At 38.8% G+C, this 21828-nt stretch carries 19 protein-coding genes and 1 pseudogene; 2 read left to right on the plus strand and 18 right to left on the minus strand.

What is annotated here, in order from left to right; all coding sequences use genetic code 11:
• Window positions 1-26: 26 nt before the first annotated feature.
• The 14 genes from murD to ACFXN8_RS18765 all read right to left on the minus strand — a co-directional run bounded on the left by murD (window position 27) and on the right by ACFXN8_RS18765 (window position 14723).
• On the minus strand, window positions 27-1376 hold the full coding sequence (murD, locus tag ACFXN8_RS18700) for a UDP-N-acetylmuramoyl-L-alanine--D-glutamate ligase (protein WP_386847190.1): 1350 nt from the start codon (window positions 1374-1376) through the stop codon (window positions 27-29).
• A complete protein-coding gene (gene mraY, locus ACFXN8_RS18705) occupies window positions 1373-2344 on the minus strand; it encodes a phospho-N-acetylmuramoyl-pentapeptide-transferase (protein WP_376075899.1) in 972 nt (323 codons plus the stop codon). Before mraY ends, murD begins: the two co-directional genes overlap by 4 nt.
• 124 nt (window positions 2345-2468) lie before the next feature.
• A complete protein-coding gene (locus ACFXN8_RS18710; RefSeq protein WP_376075897.1) occupies window positions 2469-4385 on the minus strand; it encodes a stage V sporulation protein D in 1917 nt (638 codons plus the stop codon).
• A gap of 57 nt (window positions 4386-4442) precedes the next feature.
• A complete protein-coding gene (locus ACFXN8_RS18715) occupies window positions 4443-6650 on the minus strand; it encodes a penicillin-binding transpeptidase domain-containing protein (protein WP_386847193.1) in 2208 nt (735 codons plus the stop codon).
• On the minus strand, window positions 6647-7015 hold the full coding sequence (gene ftsL2 / locus ACFXN8_RS18720; protein WP_386847195.1) for a cell division protein FtsL: 369 nt from the start codon (window positions 7013-7015) through the stop codon (window positions 6647-6649). Before ftsL2 ends, ACFXN8_RS18715 begins: the two co-directional genes overlap by 4 nt.
• The gene (rsmH, locus tag ACFXN8_RS18725) at window positions 7016-7966 is read right to left on the minus strand and encodes a 16S rRNA (cytosine(1402)-N(4))-methyltransferase RsmH (protein ID WP_386847197.1); all 951 of its coding nucleotides are present in this window, start codon (window positions 7964-7966) and stop codon (window positions 7016-7018) included. It lies immediately after the preceding gene.
• Between the two features lie 59 nt (window positions 7967-8025).
• Complete coding sequence (mraZ, locus tag ACFXN8_RS18730; RefSeq protein WP_068983256.1) at window positions 8026-8457, minus strand: division/cell wall cluster transcriptional repressor MraZ; 432 nt, start codon at window positions 8455-8457, stop codon at window positions 8026-8028.
• Window positions 8458-8710: 253 nt separating this feature from the next.
• Window positions 8711-10327, minus strand: a complete 1617-nt coding sequence (gene bshC / locus ACFXN8_RS18735) for a bacillithiol biosynthesis cysteine-adding enzyme BshC (RefSeq protein ID WP_386847200.1) — start codon at window positions 10325-10327, stop codon at window positions 8711-8713.
• A 409-nt stretch (window positions 10328-10736) separates the two neighbouring features.
• Window positions 10737-11132, minus strand: a complete 396-nt coding sequence (locus ACFXN8_RS18740) for a DUF3397 domain-containing protein (protein WP_386847202.1) — start codon at window positions 11130-11132, stop codon at window positions 10737-10739.
• A complete protein-coding gene (locus ACFXN8_RS18745; RefSeq protein ID WP_376075887.1) occupies window positions 11129-12031 on the minus strand; it encodes a ketopantoate reductase family protein in 903 nt (300 codons plus the stop codon). Before ACFXN8_RS18745 ends, ACFXN8_RS18740 begins: the two co-directional genes overlap by 4 nt.
• Window positions 12032-12572: 541 nt before the next feature.
• On the minus strand, window positions 12573-12950 hold the full coding sequence (locus ACFXN8_RS18750) for a transcriptional regulator (RefSeq protein ID WP_376075885.1): 378 nt from the start codon (window positions 12948-12950) through the stop codon (window positions 12573-12575).
• 110 nt (window positions 12951-13060) lie between these two features.
• Window positions 13061-13828, minus strand: coding sequence for an enoyl-CoA hydratase/isomerase family protein (locus tag ACFXN8_RS18755; protein ID WP_386847205.1), 768 nt, complete (start codon window positions 13826-13828; stop codon window positions 13061-13063).
• 163 nt (window positions 13829-13991) lie between these two features.
• A complete protein-coding gene (rpmF, locus tag ACFXN8_RS18760) occupies window positions 13992-14165 on the minus strand; it encodes a 50S ribosomal protein L32 (RefSeq protein WP_010858320.1) in 174 nt (57 codons plus the stop codon).
• Between the two features lie 24 nt (window positions 14166-14189).
• Window positions 14190-14723, minus strand: coding sequence for a YceD family protein (locus ACFXN8_RS18765; RefSeq protein ID WP_376075881.1), 534 nt, complete (start codon window positions 14721-14723; stop codon window positions 14190-14192).
• Between the two features lie 203 nt (window positions 14724-14926).
• On the opposite strand from ACFXN8_RS18765, the gene ACFXN8_RS18770 reads away from it, so the two are divergent.
• The gene (locus tag ACFXN8_RS18770; RefSeq protein WP_386847207.1) at window positions 14927-16138 is read left to right on the plus strand and encodes a nucleotidyltransferase; all 1212 of its coding nucleotides are present in this window, start codon (window positions 14927-14929) and stop codon (window positions 16136-16138) included.
• A 355-nt stretch (window positions 16139-16493) separates the two neighbouring features.
• On the opposite strand, the gene ACFXN8_RS18775 is transcribed toward ACFXN8_RS18770, so the two are convergent.
• The gene (locus tag ACFXN8_RS18775) at window positions 16494-17540 is read right to left on the minus strand and encodes a SepM family pheromone-processing serine protease (protein ID WP_386847209.1); all 1047 of its coding nucleotides are present in this window, start codon (window positions 17538-17540) and stop codon (window positions 16494-16496) included.
• A gap of 119 nt (window positions 17541-17659) precedes the next feature.
• Here ACFXN8_RS18775 and ACFXN8_RS18780 point away from each other — a divergent pair, with 119 nt between their 5' ends.
• Window positions 17660-18559, plus strand: a complete 900-nt coding sequence (locus ACFXN8_RS18780; RefSeq protein ID WP_386847211.1) for a hypothetical protein — start codon at window positions 17660-17662, stop codon at window positions 18557-18559.
• A gap of 991 nt (window positions 18560-19550) precedes the next feature.
• Here ACFXN8_RS18780 and coaD read toward each other — a convergent pair.
• From coaD to ACFXN8_RS18795, 3 genes and pseudogenes are all read right to left on the minus strand, one after another.
• Window positions 19551-20036 carry a pantetheine-phosphate adenylyltransferase gene (gene coaD, locus ACFXN8_RS18785; RefSeq protein ID WP_376073003.1) on the minus strand — a complete coding sequence of 162 codons (486 nt, stop codon included), beginning with the start codon at window positions 20034-20036 and terminating at the stop codon, window positions 19551-19553.
• A gap of 106 nt (window positions 20037-20142) precedes the next feature.
• Complete coding sequence (rsmD, locus tag ACFXN8_RS18790; protein WP_376073198.1) at window positions 20143-20718, minus strand: 16S rRNA (guanine(966)-N(2))-methyltransferase RsmD; 576 nt, start codon at window positions 20716-20718, stop codon at window positions 20143-20145.
• A gap of 268 nt (window positions 20719-20986) precedes the next feature.
• A pseudogene (locus ACFXN8_RS18795) lies at window positions 20987-21828 on the minus strand (RNA polymerase II); the annotation flags it as partial.

Raw genomic sequence — 21828 nt, forward strand, 5'->3', positions numbered from 1 at the left:
TATATTCTAAAATAGTTACAGGCTCATTACAGCTTCATTACAGCATCAATAAAAACATCGCCTCTTATTTCAAAGCTGTCATATTGATCCCAACTTGCAGAAGCCGGAGATAACAGAATAACATCGCCTTCCGTTGACATCGGCGCCGCATAGTGTACTGCATCCTCAACATTTTGAGCAATGACAGTTTGCTGTACACCACACGATTTTGCAAATTCTACAAAACGTAGTCCCGTTTCTCCAAAGGCAACAACACCTTTTACATGGCTCATGCATGGACGTAATTCTTCAAACGAATGTCCTCGATCTAATCCACCTGCCAGTAAAATAACAGGTGCTTGGAATGCATCTAAAGCACTTTTTGTAGCTAAGCAGTTTGTTGCTTTGGAGTCGTTGTAAATTTTGCGTCCGTTCCATTCACGCACAAACTGAGTGCGGTGACGAACGCCTCCAAACTTCGCTAACACTTCTTCCATTTTAGCTTTGTCACAGCCGACTAAAATACAAGCTGCGACAGCCGCTAAAATATTTTCTAAGTTATGCCTACCAGGCAAAGCGATATTTGCTCGATCTAAATACGGCTCACCTTGCCAGTAAATTGTTGTTTCATCCGCACTAATTCCTTCATCCGTGCGTCCCTTAGAACTAAATGGTACCTTTTTAGCATTTGATTTTGTCGCATAGCCAACAACAATCGGCTGATCGGCATTATAGATAAAATAATCGTTCTCATCTTGATTACGTGCAACACCAAATTTTGCCTCTGCATAGTTGTCAAATGTCCCATGATAATCAAGATGTGCATCATAAAGATTTGTTAATATAGCAATCTTCGGCTTAAACGTTTGCGTCCCCATTAATTGGAAAGATGATAACTCTGTAACAATTACATTATCCTTTTGTGCTTCTCTTGCGACACCACATGCAACGGTTCCTATATTCCCTGCAATTAACGGTTTCAAACTACCGTTATTCAACATATCGAAAATTACTGTTGTCGTAGTTGTTTTACCGTTTGATCCTGTAATACCGATAAACGGCGCTTCACTAATTAAATAGGCAAGCTCAATTTCTGTCCAAACGGGGATTCCACGGCTTATTGCATCCGCTACTATTTTGTTGCTATAAGGAATCCCTGGATTTTTCACAACTAATTCAAAGCCTTCATCCAGTAAATCTTCTGGATGACGCCCACAAATAACCGTAATCCCCTTTTGCAATAGGCCTTGCGCATCTGGGCTTTCGTCAAATGGTTTGGAATCATTTACCGTCACAAAGGCGCCAAGCTCATGTAAAATCTCAGCTGCAGCCACACCACTTTTAGCTAGACCTAAAACAAGGACTTTTTTATGTTGTAAATCTGTAATATTTCTCATAAGAACGCCTCCGATAAAACTCCAATCAATGCTACTGCTAAAGCAGTTGACCAAAAGACAAGTACTACCTTCCATTCTGACCAACCTGATAATTCAAAATGATGATGAATAGGACTCATTTTAAAAATACGTTTTTTACGCAGTTTGAAGCTACCTACTTGTAAAATAACGGATAATGTTTCAATAACAAACACTAATCCAATTAATAATAGTAAGAATTCTGCTTTTTCTAAAACAGAGACCATGGCTAATGCTCCACCTAATGCTAACGAACCTGTATCTCCCATAAATACCTTTGCAGGATTCGCATTAAAAAGTAAAAATCCTAATAATGCACCTGTTACTGCGAATGTAAATAAGGCGATATCAGCTTGTTCTTGGAACAGAGCAATAACACCAAATGCTGCAAAGGCAATGGATGCAGTACCCGCCACAAGGCCATCTATGCCATCTGTTAAATTCACTGCATTCGAGAAGCCCACTAACCAGAAAATTAAAAAGGCTACATAGAAAATACCAAGATCGATCGTCCAATCTGTAAATGGTATAGCAAGTGATGTATCAAACGATCCATGTAGTAAGAAATAGGCCAAGATTGCAATGACAATTTGACCAACAAGCTTTTGAAGTGATGTTAGTCCTAAATTACGTTTAAAAACAACCTTTAAGCTATCATCTAGCAAACCGATTAACCCAAACCCTACTAATACTAGTAACAGTACAATGGTTTGTGTTGTAAATAAATCTAAAAAGCTACCTACTCCAACAGTAGTGAGGATAATGGCAATTAAGAAAATAATGCCACCCATTGTTGGAGTACCAGCTTTCTTCATATGGGATTTTGGTCCCTCCTCACGAATACTTTGACCGAACTTTAATCGGCGAAGAAGTGGAATAAAAATTGGTGCCAGGATAACTGTTACTATAAAAGCAAGAGCTAAAATGGTAAGCGTTGTTGCGAGTTTCATTGAAAAATCTCCTTTAAATCTTGTTTCACTTTCTTCTTGAAGAAAAAAGCACAAACTTTCATGTATTTATTACTACCCTTCATAATAATAGTGGTTCTTTCCCATTTTTTAAAGGTAAAGTTAATTAGTTTTCTAAATAAAGATGAATGGTGCCATCTTGTTTGATAACACTATCCACTTCAGGAAGCTGATTGCCAATTTTAGTCCCTTCTCCATGCCATACAATACGGAATGGATATTGTTGCTTGGCAATATCATCCTTCGTTTGACCAATAAAACTTGGTACCTTCACAGTAATTGGGTCACCCCAGCGATAATCCTTTTCAAGCTGTTCCTTCGATTTTTCAATGCCAACAAAAGGTGCAACATCTTCAATAATTTGACCAACGATTGGAGCTGCTACCACACCGCCAAATTGGGTTGCCTTTTTCGGGTTATCCACTGCTACATAAACGACAATTTCCGGATTATCCGCAGGTGCAAAGCCAATAAACGATACGATGTATTCGCCGTCTTTATAACGGCCATTCTCTACCTTTTGCGCTGTGCCTGTTTTGCCGCCGATTCGTAATCCATCTCGGTAAGCTTGACGTCCTGAGCCCTTTGCGACAACAGATTCTAATGCACCTCGAACCTTTGCAGATGTCTCCTCACGAATAACCTGATTTTTCACTTCCGGTTTAGTCTCTTTTATCACTTCACCAGTATTAGGGTTAAAAACCTTCTTCACAACATATGGCGTATACAGCTTGCCCCCATTTACTGCGGCGGATACTGCCTGCACCTGTTGAATTGGTGTAACGGCAACACCTTGACCAAATGAAGTTGTGGCCTGCTCAACAGGTCCAAAAGCCTCCTTGGAAAATAAAATCCCTGAAGCCTCGCCAGCAATGTTAGAGCCTGTTTTTTGTCCAAAACCAAAATCTTTAATATACTGTAGTAGTTTTTCATTACCTATTCGCTGACCTAATTCAATAAAGCCCGGGTTACAAGAATTTTCTACCACTTCAAGGAAGGTTTCAGAGCCATGACCATCACGCTTCCAACAACGCAATCTTGCTCCCGCAACCATTGAATAACCTGGATCATAAAAAGTATCCTTCTCTAAATCCACCACATTTTCTTCCAGCGCTGCGGCGAGTGTTATGATTTTGAACGTTGACCCCGGTTCATATGTCATCCAAACCGGTAAATTTCGATTGTAGATAGCAGGCTCTACCGTTTGATATTCTGCTGGATTGAAGGTTGGATAGGAAGCTAACGCTAAAATCTCGCCAGTATTTGGATTCATGGCAATCGCCATTGCTTGGTCAGCATCATAACGCTCCATTGCCTGTGACAATTCACGTTCAACGACCTGTTGTACATCTACATCTATCGTTAGCTCAATCGTTGCGCCATCTTCACCAGCCTTCCAGGCGCTCTTTACGTTCGGTAAATTATTCCCTTTCGCATCTGTAAAGATCCGTATGGCCGAAGAATTAGCCTGTAACAGCTTATCGTATTCATATTCAATTCCCGCTAAACCTTGTGCATCATAACCTGTGAAACCTAAAAAACGAGAGAGTAGGGTACCATATGGATAATCCCTTGAATAATCGACGCCACTATATAATCCCTCAATCTGCATACCTTGTAACTCCACTGCTTTTTCATAAGGAATATTTTTCCCCTCAGGTGCCAGCTTTACTAAGTATGCTTTTTCCTTCATTTTTTTCAACAGCTTTTGTTCATCTACGCCCAAAACTTGTGCAATTTTTGCCGCTGCCCCTTCAATATCCTTACTTTGAGAAGGCATGAAATATAAAGTTGGTGCAAGCTTATTTGTGACAATATTTTTCCCTTTACTGTCAGTAATATGCCCCCGTTCATTGGCAAAAGGAATTTCTCGGTCCCAATTCTCTTCGGCTTTCTTTGTCAGATCTTTTTGATCTAATACTTGCAAGAAGAAAAGCCTAATAATAATCGCAACAGCTACAAACATAAACAATACGTATAAAATACGTAATCGCTTTTTGGAATGGATAGAAATCCACTTCATTCGACATCACACCTTGTTTTTTACAACGTATGAAATAAAGTGGGCTTCTATTCAGGTTTATTCCGTTGTTTCACCCTCAGGTGGGGTCTCTACATCTTTGACAAAGCTTTCAGCTGGCGTTTTCAGCTTCACGACAATCGGTGAACGATCTGAGATTACAGTACCTGCCGAGACGCTCTGACTTGTTACAAAGCCCTCTCCAACGACTTCAATTTCTAAATTTGCCAATGCCTTAAAAGCAAGTACATTACGCAACGACCAATTGGTGAAGTCTGGTAGTATTACATCGCCTGCTGTCTTTAAAAACACAAAATTACCTTTCACAAGTTTTTGTGGACCTTTTGGATATTGGTCAATAATTTTACCGCCACCACCAACAATAATTGGCTTCAGACCATCATTTTGAAGCTCTACTTGTATAGCTTCAGCACTTTTACCTGTGTAATCCTGTATTTTTGCATCGTCAACATGCTTTACACCTTCAGGATTCACATTTAAATACTTTAAACTATTTAACATAACTGGGTTAAATACTTTTGAAACTGGTATAGAACCGGCATCACCCTTTAACTTCGGCCTTTTTACTGAGACATACATAATGAGCTGAGGGTCATCTGCAGGAGCCATCCCTACGAAAGAATACAGAAATTCATTTGATCCCCATGAATACCTACCATTTCCTAAAGGAATTTGGGCAGTACCTGTTTTCCCTGCAACTTCATATTCATCAAGAATAAAGTCCTTCGCCGAACCATCCTTAGCTGTTAACGTAGAGGCAAGAATTTCTTTTACTTGCTTCGCTGTGTCAGCTGAAACTGGTTGTCCCTTTACAATCGGCTCATGCTTTTTAATCGTTTTTCCTGTCGAAGGATCAACAATACGATCTATCACATACGGTTGCATCATTTTTCCGTCATTCGCAATCGCTGTCAATGCTTGAATTAATTGAATCGGGGTTACCGTAGAACCTTGACCGAACGTTGTTGTCACTCGTTCTACTGGATATTTCGATAAAAGTTTTCCCGATGCTTCATTCGGTAAATCAATACCTGTTTTTTTACCAAACCCAAATCGATCTAAATAGTCAAAAAAGACATCCTCACCAATAAGCTTTAACAAGTGCGCCATTGCAGTATTGGATGAACGTTGGAAGCCTTCTAGATAAGAAATCCAACCCCAACCATTCCCACCATTATGGTCTTTAATTACTTGATCTAGGACTCTGTATTGACCTGACGGATAGTATTTATTTGGATCCCAAACCCCTGTATCAATAGCCGAAGCGAGTGTGAACGTTTTCATCGTCGAGCCTGGTTCTATGGTCTCTTCAATAGCCTCGTTCAGCCATTTCATATTATCGCCTTCGCGTGTATCAGGATTAAACGTAGGTCGCTGAGACATCGCAAGGATTTTACCGGTTTTCGGATCTGCCACAATAGCTGTCATCGATTCAGGGTTATACTCCTTTTCAACCGCTGTCATCGATTCCTCTAAAAAGCTTTGAATTGTTTTATCAAGTGTTAAATAAATATCATCACCGTTTTTTGCGGGTGTCACCATTTTTTCGCTATTCGGTAATAAATAACTGAAGGCATCTGTCTCATATTCTACCTTACCGTCTTTTCCGGTTAGTGCTTTGTCGTAGGTAAGCTCAAGACCCATTTTCCCTTTTGTTGTAAACGTACCATCCTTATTTTCCTCTTTGACAGTGAAACCAACTAAGTGTGAGGCAAAAATACCATTTGGATAATAACGTTTTAAATCGTTTATAAATACAATCCCCGGTAATTTCTCCGCTTTGATTTTACTCATAATCTCATGGCTTATTCCGCGGCCTGCACTTCCAAATTCAACTTGATAAGGCTTTTTGCCATCATCTTTTAATCTAGTAAGCTGTTTATAGATTTTTTCTTCATCCATAGGAATATATTCTGCTAATATTTTTGCAGTTTTTTCTGGATCTACTACATGTCGAGGTTTTTTTGCATCCGTCGTAGCCTCTTTATTAACGATTGCAATTAGTCGATAACTAAGTGTATCCTCAGCAATGACTTGATCATTTGCATCATAAATTTTCCCCCGACTTGCTGTTATTGCACTTTCTTTACTATATTTTGCAGCTGCCCTTGCCGCAAGCTCTTGACCTTTCACTTCACCTGTCGCTTGTAACATCACCATTCTCGCGAACAATAGAAAAAAGAGCCCTCCATAAAAAATAATTAATAGAAAGGCTCCCCATTGGAATCGAAATCTCTTTTTTTTCATTCTCCCGGCACTACCTTTACATTTTTCTCATTTTGAGTTAAACCGAGTTCTTTAGCTTTTTTCCATATGTTATCGTAAGTAGACAGTTCACTTACACGAACTGTCAAGTCAACATTCTGTTTAGTAATCTCTTCTGCTTCAGTTCCGATTTTTTGAATGTCCATGCTGGTTGTTTGAATGGCTGCTTGCTTATTTAACACTAGTACTGACATTACAGCGATAATGCTAACTAAAGCAATGAGCATTGTTTTTTCAAACTTCTGGTTCATTTTTTTACGACGTTTGATAGTGGGTTGTGGGCTAGGGGGTGTTATCGGTTGTTGCACTTGCTGTTGCTGGTGCTGCCTTACACGTACTGCTGCCATTTACTCACTCCCTTTGTCGTTAATCTTTTCTACCACTCTAAGCTTTGCTGAGCGAGCACGATTGTTTACAGCTAATTCTTCATCAGTAGGAAGGATCGGCTTTCTCGTGATAAGCTTTAAAGTTGGCTTCATGTCATCAGGAATCACTGGTAAATTTGGTGGTAATTCCGGTAATGATGACGCTTCCTTAAAAATAGTCTTGCATAGGCGGTCCTCCAATGAATGGAACGTAATGACACTGATGCGTCCACCTACGTTTATCATATCAATCGCATCGACTAATGAATCCTCTGCCGCGCCTAGCTCATCGTTAACAGCAATTCGTATTGCTTGGAATATGCGCTTCGCTGGATGTCCACCTTTACGGCGTGCCGCTGCTGGAATACCCTCTTTAATAAGTTCTACAAGTTGGCTAGTTGTTTCGATCGGCGCTACCTTACGTGCCTCTTCGATTTTACGAGCAACTTGCTTTGAAAATTTCTCTTCTCCATAGCGGAAAAATATACGTACTAAATCTTCATATGCCCATTCATTCACGACATGAAATGCTGTAAGTGTTGCCGTTTGGTCCATGCGCATATCTAAAGGTGCATCATGGTGATAACTAAAGCCTCGTTCTGGTGTATCAAGCTGTGGTGAAGATACGCCTAAATCATATAAAACACCATCAACTTGCTCAATACCAATCGCTAATAGTTCTTCTTTTAAATAGCGGAAATTCGAATGGACAAATGTCACACGTTCAATATACGGTGCCAATCGATTTTTTGCATTGTTAATAGCTGTCATATCTTGATCAAAGCAAATTAAACGCCCTTTTTCAGATAATTGTTGTACTAAATATTCACTGTGTCCTGCCCCACCTAACGTACAGTCCACATACACACCATCAGGATCGATGTTCAACCCATCAACTGTTTCTCTTAATAACACGGTTGTATGATCGAACATACCACTCGCTCCCTTCAGGCCTTAACTTCATACAGCTGACACCTTAAGTGTCTAAAAAGTTAAAAATCAAAGCCAATCATATTTTCTGCAATTTCATTAAAGGATTGCTCCGACTCACTAAAGTAAGTCTCCCAAGCATCTTTCGCCCATATTTCAATCCGATTTGAAACTCCTAACACTACACATTCTTTCACAAGATGTGCATGCTGCATAAGAGTTGACGGAATGTTAATGCGCCCCTGCTTGTCTATCTCTACTTCCGTTGCCCCAGAAAAGAAAAACCTTGCAAATGCACGTGTATCCTTTTTGGTCATCGGTAAGCCCTTTAATTTTTCTTCGAGTTTTCGCCATTCATCCATAGGATAGCCAAACAAACAATTATCAAGTCCGCGTGTTACAACAAACGTTTCGCCTAAGGCTTCACGAAATTTTGCGGGCACGATTAATCGTCCTTTCGCATCAACAGAGTGTTGATATTCTCCCATGAACATGCTATTCACCCCACTTTATTAAATAATGTACCACATCCCCCCACTTTCCTCCACTTTTTTTGAAAAAAACTTGACATTTTAACAGTTAATGTGTGATTAGACCTTTCACAAATTATTGAATCTATGCTAAAGGACACAAAAAAGAGCCACCCTTAGTAGGATAGCTCTCTATTCACTATTTTATATCGACATTGTCCATCAAATAAACATTGTATCAAATCGTTAATTAGGTACAAAGATACATATATTGGAATTATAAATAAATTAAATAATGGTGATTGCCAATGCTATAGTTTTGTTTCAGCATTTCAGTAATTAATACAGATCCAAACTCATTAAAATATTGATAAGGATTATATGTTCTTTCCTGGAACCCCTCATTTGGATATAACTCATTTTGTAGCGTCATAAATTTCCGGATTGTCGTTTCATGTTTGTTAAGAACAGTTTGTTCAACCTTTTGCTGTAAATACTCAAATTGCTTTAGATGATTCTCTTTATTTTTCACAAGTATTTTATCTAGTAATAGATGTTGCTCTTCTAAATAAAGTTGAAGTGCATCATATTTTTCTAAAAGGTCTCGTTGCATCGTCTGGATTTGACGCTTCACTTCTGTATCCTGTACACCAGCAATAAATTGTTCTTTAAGCTGTAACGCTTTACCATCCAAAACTTCAGCAACACTTAAACGATATTCGCGTAAAAGCTGTTCCACGTGACGTGTGACGATGGTGATATGAAGACGCGGCGCAAAAATCGGCATTTGTAAGCCTAATACCGAAAATGCATCCTTCAACGTCGCCCAGTACGCAAGTTCCCCAGGTCCACCAACAAATGCTAGCACAGGCAATGTCATTTCCTGCATTAGAGGACGCGTCACAACGTTATTACTTAATTGCTCAGGATGGTTTTCAGCAATTCTTAAAACTTCTTCTCGAGATAGCTTGATATTTGCAGCCAGATTAACAAATTGCTGATTTTTCCTTTCTAAAAGATGACGATCTTCATCTTCTACATAGAATAAATTGGCCGCTTCGTTTGTTGCCGAAATAGGTTTGCCATAGCCCGCACGTTCAAGCTCTTCTTCTCTCTCTGTTACCACTTTAGCAATTTCTTCATTTTTATGAATGATACGGGTAAAATTCCCACTCTCATATTGACGGAATTTAAAGTCCGCTGCATCAATCATCAATAAACCTTCATCTTTAAACAAGTGGTTCATAAGTTGCGCAAAGAAGTCCGTAAATGTGTCACTCTTATTAAGAGTATCCACTAATTGTTTAATAAGTACTTCAGTGAATTCTGTTTCACCCATATCCTTCACAACAGTATTTATTAATTGTGTCATGGATTCTTTGTTTATCCTTGTTTCAGAAGCCATCGTTTTACGTCTTGAACGTTCACCGTATGCACGTTTTTTAATATCTACACCACGCACTGTATACGTATGGTTAATTTCCTCTAAATCATGATCTTCTCCAGCTATCCAAAAAACAGGAACAACCGGTCGCTGAAGCTTTACACTTTGCTCTTTCGCTAAAGTAATAACCGAAATCGCCTTATGCACCGAATAAAGAGGACCAGTTAAGATACCTGCTTGTTGCCCACCAACAACTGCAATAGCTCCTTGCTCTAGTTGCTGCAAATGTTCATTCGCTTTCTTTGATATACCAAGCGGCTCCATAAATTGACGTATGATGGCTGTTAATTCTTTTTGATCATACGCATGCTGATCTAAATATTGCGCACGTTTTTCAAAAGATTTATCGTTATATTCGTATTCAAAAAACTCATGGATGGCAGTATTCGGTGACCAATAATCTGCTAGCAAACGATTTTTTATGGGTACTTGGATTGACTCCAGTTTCATTTAACACAAACTCCTCTACCTAAATCATCTTCTTACTCTTTAATAAGCAAAATAAAAATAAATTCCCAAATGTGTTGATTAACCATTTTCATCCACCCTATGGCACTGATTTCAGCTACGCTACAATCAGTAAAATGGGCATATATTAGCAAAATATCAACTAAATTTTTTATCAGTCAAAAATAAACCTATGTTCCCTCAATCAACACGCCTGATAAATCCCGTTAATACTTACTATGCAATTTATCCATCGAAAGTTTATTTAAAATGACAATTTCCAACAAACTTCAAACGCTTGAGTACTTCGGAATTTTATTTCATATTTTTTGCACATTTAGAGTCATTACTAAAAAACAATGTATAATGCTATTATTTTAACGCTTATGGCTTCAACATGAAAAGAAAATGCTTAGACAGCCTGTAAATATTCTATAACAGATCGAATAACACCTACTATACAAATAACAATATACGCCGTACTTAGTACTAAAAATTGAAAGCGCCAAATTTTCCTAAGTAGCGGTTTTATTTCAATTTCCTTTTTTGTTCGCCAATCAATATATGTAAAAATCATTGCCATCACCACCGCCAATGTTACTAATAGTGCGCTAACATTGATATTCCATAGTACCCCGATTGCCAGGGGTACTGAAAAAAACAAACACACTGTTGTCACATCCGATGCCGCTCCGAAAGCATGAGTGCCTCGAATTTTAACCTTTAGACTAAATAAATAGACAATCACAAAAAGGAGGATTGGACAAAAAATAATGATACTTATAATTATATGTAAAAAATCTTTCAACGTCTTTCACCGCTCTCCTCTATTGCAAGTACTTGGTGATATAAAGTACGTAAAGTTGGCAAATCGTGACCATTTGCTAGAGCTTTTTCTAGTATTACTCCTACAATCGTGTCAATTTCGCTTTTTTTCCCTTGCATCCGATCCGCTAGCATAGATGATGTATTACTTGCTGTTTTTTCACATAAGTCTATCACCTTGAAAAAAGGTATAGCTTGTTCTATGCCTTCAAAAGCATCCGTTAGCTCTCGATAAAGAGTTCGCATTATTAGAAACGCTTGCTTATTCGTTACTAACTCTCCATTCTTCACTTGCAGTATAGCCGTCAACGGATTAATCAAGCAGTTGAATACAGCTTTCTCAAATAGCATTTGTTCCGCATTAGCAAACAGTTCAACTGGATATAAGGAATTGTTTAGTTGTAACAAATCGTTAAACGCATCACTATTACCTCGCTCTATCGCAATTTTACAAGCACCTACGCCTCTATGTTGCACAGTTATCTGATTGATTAATTGAGCACCGAATGATACAGAACAAAAGGCAATATTCTTTTGCGGCAAACGTAGTGCCTCATCAAAATGCGCTAAACCATTTTGCATAAACAGCAACGATACCGTGCTCGGTAACGCAGATAATTGTTTGTACAACTCTTGTAATTGACCGTATTTAACAGCAATTATAATTAAATCCTGTTGTGGTAGCTCCTCTAATTTCGTAGTTGAAGCAACTTTTTGTACAGTTTTCGTTCCATCAACATTCACCCGCGTTAAATACTTTGCATGAAGTTCATCTACCTGTTCCTGCCTTCTCGTAACCAACGTAACAGACATACCAGACTCAGCTATAAAACTTGCCGTTAACTGACCTACAGCCCCTGCACCAATAATTGCTACATCCACAATATATCACACCTTCCACATTTACAATGGACGATCAAACATAAGAGAACGCCCTCATCAATTATACCTCGGCATAATTCCGCGACATCCGCCGGAGGCTTTGGGCCAAAGGATGTTTTCCGCGCGAAAGCGTAGCGTCAGCAGCGTGATGTTGGTCACTCATCTTTGCCACAGGACGTGGCGTACTTAGACTGAGTTCCTCTATTTCAGCGGGTGTTTGGACACGCGCTTAAATAAGTAATCAGTTCTATCGCTATGACATCAGCCGCTACTGTCCATCATTATACAATCCATTTTGCCCATTCCTACAGAAGGAGGTGCCTTAGAAATCATTCTAAGGCACCTCCTATGCAGGTTCTTTTATTATACAGGATTGGCTAAGTGTTTTCGATAATATCTAAAGCGAAACTACAATCGGAGATTTACTACCCGTTAATGCGGGATAAACACCACTTAGCGCAGCATTATGTTTTAATCAAGCTTACATTCTTTCTAAGTAACTTACCCTCCAGCACTTGTAACTTTCATCTACTTCCTGTTTTTAATCTTTCATTAAAGAATATCCTTGCTGTAACCATTTCACTAGTTTTTCATGCTCATTTTGTAATTCACGGTGTCTTATTTCGAGACTTTGATAGGCATCTGTTAATTCATCAAAACTTGTTAATGCCAATTTCAAATGGCTTCGCATAGATTGTTGCGGCTGATTTCGTACAGCTAGTAGTGACTGACTATATTGACTACGTAATGTTTTATTCCAACGGAAACCACATGCTTGTTTTGTACGACCTAGTTCAGTAGCAGCCATTTCAAAAGCCTCTAGCTGCGTTTTGCCATTTTGCACATTATGCAACACAATTTCTGCTAATCTTTCATCGTCTTCCTTCGTCCATTGATCTTTTCTTTTTTTCAATTCCATAATCTATCACCCTCGCATTTTTTACTACTATATGCATGGGCGAGCAAAATAGAATCATGGAATTCAAAAAGACAGTGATTATGTTTTGCTATAATCACTGCCGTTATACATTATTTATTGTTTTTCTTTGTTAGGAAATTAGCAACTGCCTCGTGATGAGCTTCACTTTCCCACAATTTCGCACATGTACGAACTTCCTCCATAACACGTTCATACATATTACGCTCACGCAACTTTCGAAGCTCAATTTCTTTATAAGCCTTATGAACAGAAGGGTGAATTTTACGCATATGTTCGATAAAATCATTCAACGCCACTTCTTTTGAACCTTCAAAAACGCGCATTGCCCAGCCAATTTCATATAGTAATTCTGCTGGATAAGGCTTCGCATCGACTAGCATCTTCATTGCACGATCATGGCGTAACCCTCGTTCGAATAAGTATGTACCGCCTCCCCAGCCGCTCGTAATTGCTAATGTCCCCTGTATAAAACCACATTTCGCATGACTTGCCACTAGACGAAAATCACAAGCCGTTGCAATCTCACAGCCTCCACCAACCGCTGTTCCATTAATTAACGCAATCGTCGGCACAGGCAAAGTTGCAAGGTCGTATAATATTTTGCCCATCTTACTCAACATCCCAAACGCCTCATCCTCTGTTTCGAGCGAATGAAATTCGGATAAATCGCCCCCTGAGCAAAATGATTTATCCCCTGTACCCGTCACAACTAAAAAACGGACATCATCATGATTTCGAATATATGTAATGACTTCTTGCAGCCCGTCCATAACCTCATCATTAACCGCATTCCTTTTTTCTTCTCGATTAATCGTAAACGTCATGATACCATCTTTGTTATCAATTATATAAGCCATACTATTCCCCCCTTTGTCCCGATGGATAAATTGTATCATACAATTATTATAGTACTATATATCTTTTTGTTATTGCCGGAAAATTCCGTCTCTTCAAACTAACAAAAAGGCTAGTAAAGAGCCATGGTCTCTCTACTAGCCTTTTAAGTGAGCAAACACTGTATTATTTGCTTACTACTTCTTTACCTTTGTATTGTCCGCAAGCTTTGCAAACACGGTGTGATAATTTTGCTTCCCCACAGTTTGGGCAAGCTACCATACCAGGTACAGATAGTTTGAAATGCGTACGACGCTTTCTTTTTGCAGTTTTAGAAGTTCTTCTAAATGGTACAGCCATTGATGGCACCTCCTTACAGATCGTCTATTCGTCTGTTTGATCAAAATACTTAGCTAAATTAGCTAGTCTTGGATCCACTTTTTGTGTGTCAGCTTTTTTGTGTAGTTCAACGTCTTCATCTGTTGCGTAAGACCAGTTTTTACCACCTTGCACTTGTCCTTCGGTATTCTCCTTGAACACTTGCAAAGGTATTTCAAGAAGCACTAACTCCTCGATAACCGGCTTCATGTCGATAACTTCACCATCAATATAGCGAAGTTCTCCGTCATCTTCCCCTCGTTTATCCTCGTCAATCCAGCTGAAAACTTCAACTGTCTCAACTTCGATAGGAAACTCAACATCTTCCCACGTGCGTGCACATGGTAATGTTAACGTTGCTGTCACAGTTAGCTGACATGTCATTTGCGATGCACCGAAAGTACAAAGCCCTTTTACATGAACGGGCGAAATTGCTCGAATATCCTGGTTTCGCTCCATCACCTCGTCCAACTGGACATAGGCATCGATTGGCATCCCGTTTTGGCGGTATTTAGATAATTGATGAATTGACCATTTCATTCGTTTAATCACCTCGAGACAACAATGTTGATTATATAATGTGTAAAAATAGATGTCAAGATAATTTCTTGTCACCACAATAAAACCCACCTATAATTATATATTATAATAAGTGAATTTGCTCCAAATCGTTCTATAATAAGCAAAAGGCTCCAAATTTACAAGAACGAGAAGCAAATAATATTGATAAAGGGGGCTTACATTTGCAAGCAGTCGGAATAGTTGTTGAATACAATCCTTTTCACAACGGACATGCCTATCATTTGGAACAGGCAAAAAAAGTAGCACAAGCGGATATTGTCATCGCAGTCATGAGTGGGGATTTTTTGCAGCGTGGTGAACCAGCCATGGTCGATAAATGGACACGCACAAAAATGGCTCTCGCAGGTGGTGTTGATATAGTCATTGAACTACCCTACGTTTATAGTACCGCACCTGCAACTGATTTCGCAAAAGGAGCCATTTCCTTACTATCTGCAATTGGTTGCGATTCTTTTGCCTTTGGAAGCGAAGATGGTTCCATTCAGCCCTTTATGAATACGTTTCAGCTCATTAATAATCACCGCACTGAATATAACACTCTTATTAAAGAAAGCCTTAAAACGGGTGCAAGCTATCCTAAAAGTCTACATTACGCCTATGAACAGCTTTCTCAAAAGTTCCCTGCTACATACATTGATTTGGGACAACCGAACAATATCCTTGGTTTTCACTATATTGAGGCTGCTAAGGCTCTAGGTAGTAACATTAAGCCTTTAACAATCCCTCGCATCGTTGCAGGTTACCACGACACTATACAAGAAGGTGCATCCATTGCTAGCGCCACAGGAATACGCAAGGCACTAGCAACAACCAGTGATCTTCAAAGTGTGCAAGATTTTCTTCCTAAAGCATCGTTTGATTATTTAGCTGATTGGCATGAAAAATATGGTGAATTTGCAAGTTGGGAAACTTTTTGGCCATTATTACAGTTTACACTTATTCGACATACACCTAATGAACTTACCCGCTATGCCGAAGTAACAGAAGGCATTGAAAATGCTCTTATCAAAGCAGTAAAAACGAGTCAATCATTTAGCAGCTTTATGGAGAAAATTAAATCAAAACGCTATACTTGGACACGACTTCAACGGATGCTCACACACATTTATACGGGATTTACAAAGGAACAGTTGCAAAGCTTTGATGCTCCTTCCTGTATACGTTTACTTGGTATGAGTAAGCAGGGACAAGCCTATTTAGGCATGCATAAAAAAGATATACCTTTACCTTTAATCAGTCGTGTTGCAGCTATGGATGATGTTATGCTTGCTGTAGATATTCATGCAGCAGAGGTATACAATTTAAGTATAGAACAAAGAACAAAAGAGCAAAGTCTTCCGAAAGATTATCAAACACCACCGATTCGTTTTTAAGTAACGGAAAAGGATGCCAGAAATTCTTCTGGCATCCAACTTTTTAGTTTTATCGGAACACTTTCAGGAATTATCGTCCAACTTTTGAATTTTATCGACTAACTTTTGAATTTTATCGACTAACTTTCACGTTTTATCACCCAACTTTTAATTTTTATCGACATCCACCTTCCAAAGAGCAAAAAAAGGATTCATACACAAAACTATGTGTGAATCCTTTTACTTTATTATGTCGCCCAGGATATCACCCTAATTTAAAAATCAGGGTGTTTTTTCGCGAAAGCGCGGAGGAAGCGACTCGACGCTTGCTCACTGGAAAGCAACGGAAATCAACCCACGTTACAATGATAAAACTTTATTTCGGCTGTAACTGTTTTAAATATTCGATTGCATCATCCACAGTTTTAACCGGAACTATTTTCATTTTTGTTCCAATATCTTTAGCAGTCATTATTGCTGTAGCATAATTAGATTCCAGGTCAGGATATTTAGCTTTCATTTCTGGAGTAATTTCATCATCTGGTGCAAAAAAGATTTCCATACCATCACGATCAGCAGCAATGACTTTATAGTCTATTCCACCAATTCTTCCAACAGAGCCATCCACCAGCATCTCCCCTGTCCCTGCAATAGCATAGCCTTTCGTTAAATCTTCTTTGAGAAGTTGGTCTAAAATTTCTAAAGTAAACATTAGTCCAGCAGACGGACCTCCAATATCCTCAGTTTTCATAGATACATTTGGATTTGTTTCAATAGATTTACTTTCAGCATAAGTAATACCTAAACCAGCCCTTGTTTCTTCTGATTCAGGAATTTCCTTTAATGTAATCGTTACCTCTTGTTCTTTTTTATTACGTATAAATTTAATTGTCGCTTTATCTCCAAGCTGCTTTGGTTTTAAAAGATCTAAAAGCATTTGTTGGTTTCTAATTTTTTGTCCATCAACTTCAATAATTTCATCACCAGCTTTTAATAAATTTTCCGAAGCACCGCCCTCAAGGACATTTAATATAAAAACACCGTTAAAAAGAATTTTTGTTTGAAGGCCAGCTCTTTGAAAAGCTACATACTTTGCATTAAATTGAGAATCAGACATTAATTTAAGCTGTCGAACATTATATTCCTCTTCATCCTCTAATGGATTTCGAACTTGGGTAATATCCATTAATTTTTGGTATTTTTGGGTTTTTGCCCAAAGATACGAAAAAGGCGTAGCTTGCTGCATAGCCACTGTCATTAAACTCAAGGAACCTTCATCATTCGTGTGGCTATTTTCAACGTTAACAAATTTACTGACATCATAAGCACTTCCAGGCTTCATGATATAAGCGTCTAGTCGGTATAACATTAAAAAACAAATCACGACTAATAACACTGCATAAATACTAATTTTTTTCTTCATTAGAAAAACACCTCCTAGGACGCTCGCAAAACCATACGTTCATGTTTTTGCCTTTTTTACATATATTGATTTTAGCATTTGCCTATGTGAATGACAAAAAGTTGAAACGAGATGATAACATGTATGCGACAATTCAAATAGCGATTTGCATAGTTCTTATTCTATTACTCTTGTTATTCCCACAAACAGCTCATACTGGTACTGATTTAGGTTTAAACCTTTTTATGGATGCCCTATTCCCTTATTTATTACCGTACCTTATTTTAACTCAATGGCTTCTCCGTTTAACGGCTCCTATGCGCACGAAAACAAAAAGAGCTTCTTTATACGTACAAGCCTACATTATTAGCGCACTCGGGGGGTATCCGTCTGGAGCAACAACCATTGTTTACTTAAAAAACAGCGGGCAATTACACGCTAAAGAAGCAAATTTTTTATTAGCCGTATGTCATGCACCAAGCCCTCTATTCGTGCTAGGCTTTGTAAGCCTTGATTTATTACACAGTAATACGTTCGGATGGTTATTTTTATGTTTACTACATAGTTTTAACATTTGCTGTTTAATAACCGGTTACTTTTTATTTCGTAAAACGGATCCTCCTAGCATCGCCATACACAATACACCTTTGTCTTCAGCACCATTCTCTGAAAGCATAAAAGAAACAGCCCCGACAATACTATTAGTTGGAACGACAATAATTTTTTTCACTACCATCCAGACGATTGTCCAGCAAGGCCTTGATTCACTGATACCTAAACTTCCCTATACAGCCGAGCTTTCCATAGCCGCAATTCTTGAAGTTACAAATGGTCTTAAAATGACCGTCTCAGCTTTTCCCAATCTTTCATATTTACCGTTTTTGGTCGTTATGTTGTTAACTATGCAAAGTATAAGCATCCATTTACAAATTTTCGTTATTGCGAAATCAGCTAAGCTTTCCGTTCGACCCTATATAAAATTCCGCCTACTTAGCATAATCATTGTACCTACTATTTATGCTCTTTTTTTCTTAAAATAAATAATCGTCTGCATCACCACACCTCCCTCTATTGGAGTGAAGGTTCAAACTGACTTAGGAGCAAGCATAGTAGAGGAATTCAATCACTTGCCTGCTTCTTTTTCCCCTTTTTCAATTGCAATAGCAGAAAATATTATAGCAATTTCCAATCTCATCCTGTTATCAAATAAAACAGAGGCTGGAACACATCGCTTTATTACGATAAATTAGAGCAATATGTCAGAAGATACAAGCTTGTAAAGTGGTTGATTGGAGTGGAGACTGGGCGACTCCTTGGGGATTAGTAATAGAGGAACGAAGGCTAAAAGCATCACGTCCTGTGATAACGCCTTCGTGACCGACATCCTGTCGCCCCGACGCCCCCAGGAAGCTTTGCTCTGTGCGAAAGCGAAGCGGCAGCGACAAATGTTTTATCCGTGCGAAAGCGAAGCGGCAGCAACAAATGTTTTATCTGCGCGAAAGCGAAGCGTCAGCGACAAAGCGCCCAGTCGGAACGGAAATCACCCCTTCGTTTTGCCGGAGGGTCATCTGAATTGACACCTCTGACAGTATATTTTTATAGAAAAATTTAAAAATACCCCATTAGAAAAGCGCGAGAAAATCAACTTTTCTAAAATTGATTTCTCGCGCTTTTTAAGACTTTGACAAGTTTTGTCCCAGTCTCTCTTTTTAGTTTATTTATCAATTATGCCTCGGCATAATTGCGTCCAGAATCGGCTTTGTGCTTAGGCCTGCACGAGGGCCGACACGAGGTCGGTCATTTCGGTAATGCCACAGGACGTGGCGTTTTTACCGATGCAGGTCAAGCCGTTATCGCATGGATGGATTATTTTAGGCTAACATCCTCTGTGAACTCCTTTCCGATTCCGTGACATCCGCCGGGGGCTTTGGGCTAACGTGATGTTGGTCACTCAGTCGTTGTCACAGGACGTGGCGTTCTTAGACTGCGTTCCTCTATTTCATCGGATGTTTGGACACCCGATGAAAGAAGTTAAAAACCATACTTTTCTTTCAAAGCTTCTACAACACAAGCAGGAACAAGCTCGCTGACATCACTACCGTATTTCGCAACCTCTTTGACAATGCTTGAGCTTAAGAATGAATATTGATTTTTTGTCATGATGAAAAACGTTTCAATGTTTTTATCAAGAAAACGGTTCATTGAAGTAATTTGCATTTCGTATTCAAAATCCGAAACAGCTCGTAAACCACGGACAATCGCTTTTGCTTTTTTTTCCTTAGCATAGTCTATTAATAGCCCCGATGAACTTTCAATACGTACATTAGGCAATGTTTTAGTCACTTCAGCCATTAATGCCATACGCTCTTCTACTGAAAATAACGGCTGCTTGGATGAATTATTTAAAACAGCAACATAAACTGTGTCAAATACATCTGCCGCCCGTTTAATAATATCTAAGTGACCATATGTCACCGGATCAAAACTTCCAGGAACTACAGCAATTTTCTCTGACAACCTATTCTCCCTCTTTCTTTTGCATAACGATCCATTTCACCTTGGTAGCAAGATGTTGGCCACTCTGGCATTTTCACTGATTGAGAAGTTCTTAGCCTGAGTTTCTCTATTCAGTGGGTATTGGGACACCCAAAGAATGAAGATAAACGGATATAATCGTTCCGCCATATGTTTCTTGTCTTTTTAATACAAAGTCCCCAAACCTCTGTGGTAATTCTACTTCTTTTGCATGCTCACATAAAATAGCACCATCATGTTGAATTTTATCATTGTCGACAAGAATCTGCACTAAGTCATAATATTCTTTGTGATGATACGGCGGGTCTAAAAATGCTAATTTAAACGTAATATCACGTTTTAATAGCGCTTTCACCGCACGCTTCGCATCTATACGAAATAGCTCAGAACAATCCTCATAACGACATTTCTTTATGTTTTCCTGTAGTACTTGGAACGCCTTTGCATCCTTTTCAATAAAAACGGCGTGCTCAGCTCCTCTACTTAAAGATTCAATACCTAAGCCACCGCTCCCCGCAAATAAATCGAGCGCTATACCTCCATCAAAGAATGGACCAATAATATTAAATATGGATTCCTTAACTTTATCAGTTGTAGGTCTCGTCGTATTCCCCACAATCGCCTTTAGTGGCATCCCTTTACGTTCTCCTGCTACAACTCTCATAGGCAAATCACCGTACTTTCTTATTGCATATAACAATTTCGCCTTGGCGTAATTGTTATTGTTTATTGGTTGTTGTTGTTGTTGTTGCTGTCGCTTCGCTTTCGCACAGACAAAACATTGTTGCTGTCGCTTCGCTTTCGCACAGATAAATTGCCACAGGACGTGGCGTTCTTAGACTGAGTTCCTTTATGTCAGCGGGTGTTTAGCACCCGCTGAAAGAAGTTAAAAGTATTTTTGCAGCGAAAGACGAACCTCCGCTGCAAAAAATTTATTCTTGTTCTTGTGTTAACATCTTGATATTGATACGACCATCACTTTTTTGTAATTCTACTAAAAATAATCGTTGTAGCCAAGCTTCTTCAACATAATAATGATTGGCAATTTTAATGATTGGTTCTGAAATAGTAGAATATCTACGTTGATTAAATACATAAAATCCAGGCTCTTTCGGGAATCGGAAGGTGCGATTATCATTATTGATATAATATCCATTTTTACCTTCGCCAACAGTATATCCTAGATATGGCAACAATGTATCAGCAGTATACAATACTTGTCCTTCATTAAGAATCACTTGAACATCATCTCTCAAAGCGTCATTAACGTAAACATTTCGATCATCCTCAAATAAAAGTGGGTATGTGCCATTTTCTTGGGCAGCATTCAACTTAAAATAAGACGTTTTTGCATCTAATACCTTTGATAAAAGATCGTCCATTGATGCAGGGGAAATCTGCTCTTCACCTAGCTTATCCAAAGCTTCCTGCCATGCCGACTCTTGATTTGCTGTCATATATTCTTTTAACGTCTTCACGATTTTCTTTGCTTTATCTGAACCAATCGTATCCTTCACTAAATAGGATGCCACAACTTCCGGCAACCATGTTGGTGAATCTTCAAACTTATATTGTGACTTTATTTGTGACATGATAACTGCTTGTTCAGTTAGCTCAGGCAAAAATAAGAGTCGATCATCATGTTCTTTTACTGGATTCTTTTCTTGAATAATAGCAACGTGTTGATCATTCAAAAACTTGGCGTTTTCCAATGATTTCAAGAAATCCTTCGAAATAGCTCCCTGGGCATAAATAGATAACACAGGGGTTTGCT

It is taken from the genome of Lysinibacillus sp. NPDC059133 (genome assembly GCF_042755925.1).
Taxonomy (GTDB): domain Bacteria; phylum Bacillota; class Bacilli; order Bacillales_A; family Planococcaceae; genus Lysinibacillus.

What these genes read in the sequence shown, in the direction of transcription:
- murD (WP_386847190.1), bottom strand. Translation starts at nt 1,376, where the DNA reads ATGAGAAATATTACAGATTTACAACATAAAAAAGTCCTTGTTTTAGGT.
- mraY (WP_376075899.1), bottom strand. Translation starts at nt 2,344, where the DNA reads ATGAAACTCGCAACAACGCTTACCATTTTAGCTCTTGCTTTTATAGTA.
- ACFXN8_RS18710 (WP_376075897.1), bottom strand. Translation starts at nt 4,385, where the DNA reads ATGAAGTGGATTTCTATCCATTCCAAAAAGCGATTACGTATTTTATAC.
- ACFXN8_RS18715 (WP_386847193.1), bottom strand. Translation starts at nt 6,650, where the DNA reads ATGAAAAAAAAGAGATTTCGATTCCAATGGGGAGCCTTTCTATTAATT.
- ftsL2 (WP_386847195.1), bottom strand. Translation starts at nt 7,015, where the DNA reads ATGGCAGCAGTACGTGTAAGGCAGCACCAGCAACAGCAAGTGCAACAA.
- rsmH (WP_386847197.1), bottom strand. Translation starts at nt 7,966, where the DNA reads ATGTTCGATCATACAACCGTGTTATTAAGAGAAACAGTTGATGGGTTG.
- mraZ (WP_068983256.1), bottom strand. Translation starts at nt 8,457, where the DNA reads ATGTTCATGGGAGAATATCAACACTCTGTTGATGCGAAAGGACGATTA.
- bshC (WP_386847200.1), bottom strand. Translation starts at nt 10,327, where the DNA reads ATGAAACTGGAGTCAATCCAAGTACCCATAAAAAATCGTTTGCTAGCA.
- ACFXN8_RS18750 (WP_376075885.1), bottom strand. Translation starts at nt 12,950, where the DNA reads ATGGAATTGAAAAAAAGAAAAGATCAATGGACGAAGGAAGACGATGAA.
- ACFXN8_RS18755 (WP_386847205.1), bottom strand. Translation starts at nt 13,828, where the DNA reads ATGGCTTATATAATTGATAACAAAGATGGTATCATGACGTTTACGATT.
- rpmF (WP_010858320.1), bottom strand. Translation starts at nt 14,165, where the DNA reads ATGGCTGTACCATTTAGAAGAACTTCTAAAACTGCAAAAAGAAAGCGT.
- ACFXN8_RS18765 (WP_376075881.1), bottom strand. Translation starts at nt 14,723, where the DNA reads ATGAAATGGTCAATTCATCAATTATCTAAATACCGCCAAAACGGGATG.
- ACFXN8_RS18775 (WP_386847209.1), bottom strand. Translation starts at nt 17,540, where the DNA reads ATGAAGAAAAAAATTAGTATTTATGCAGTGTTATTAGTCGTGATTTGT.
- ACFXN8_RS18780 (WP_386847211.1), top strand. Translation starts at nt 17,660, where the DNA reads ATGTATGCGACAATTCAAATAGCGATTTGCATAGTTCTTATTCTATTA.
- rsmD (WP_376073198.1), bottom strand. Translation starts at nt 20,718, where the DNA reads ATGAGAGTTGTAGCAGGAGAACGTAAAGGGATGCCACTAAAGGCGATT.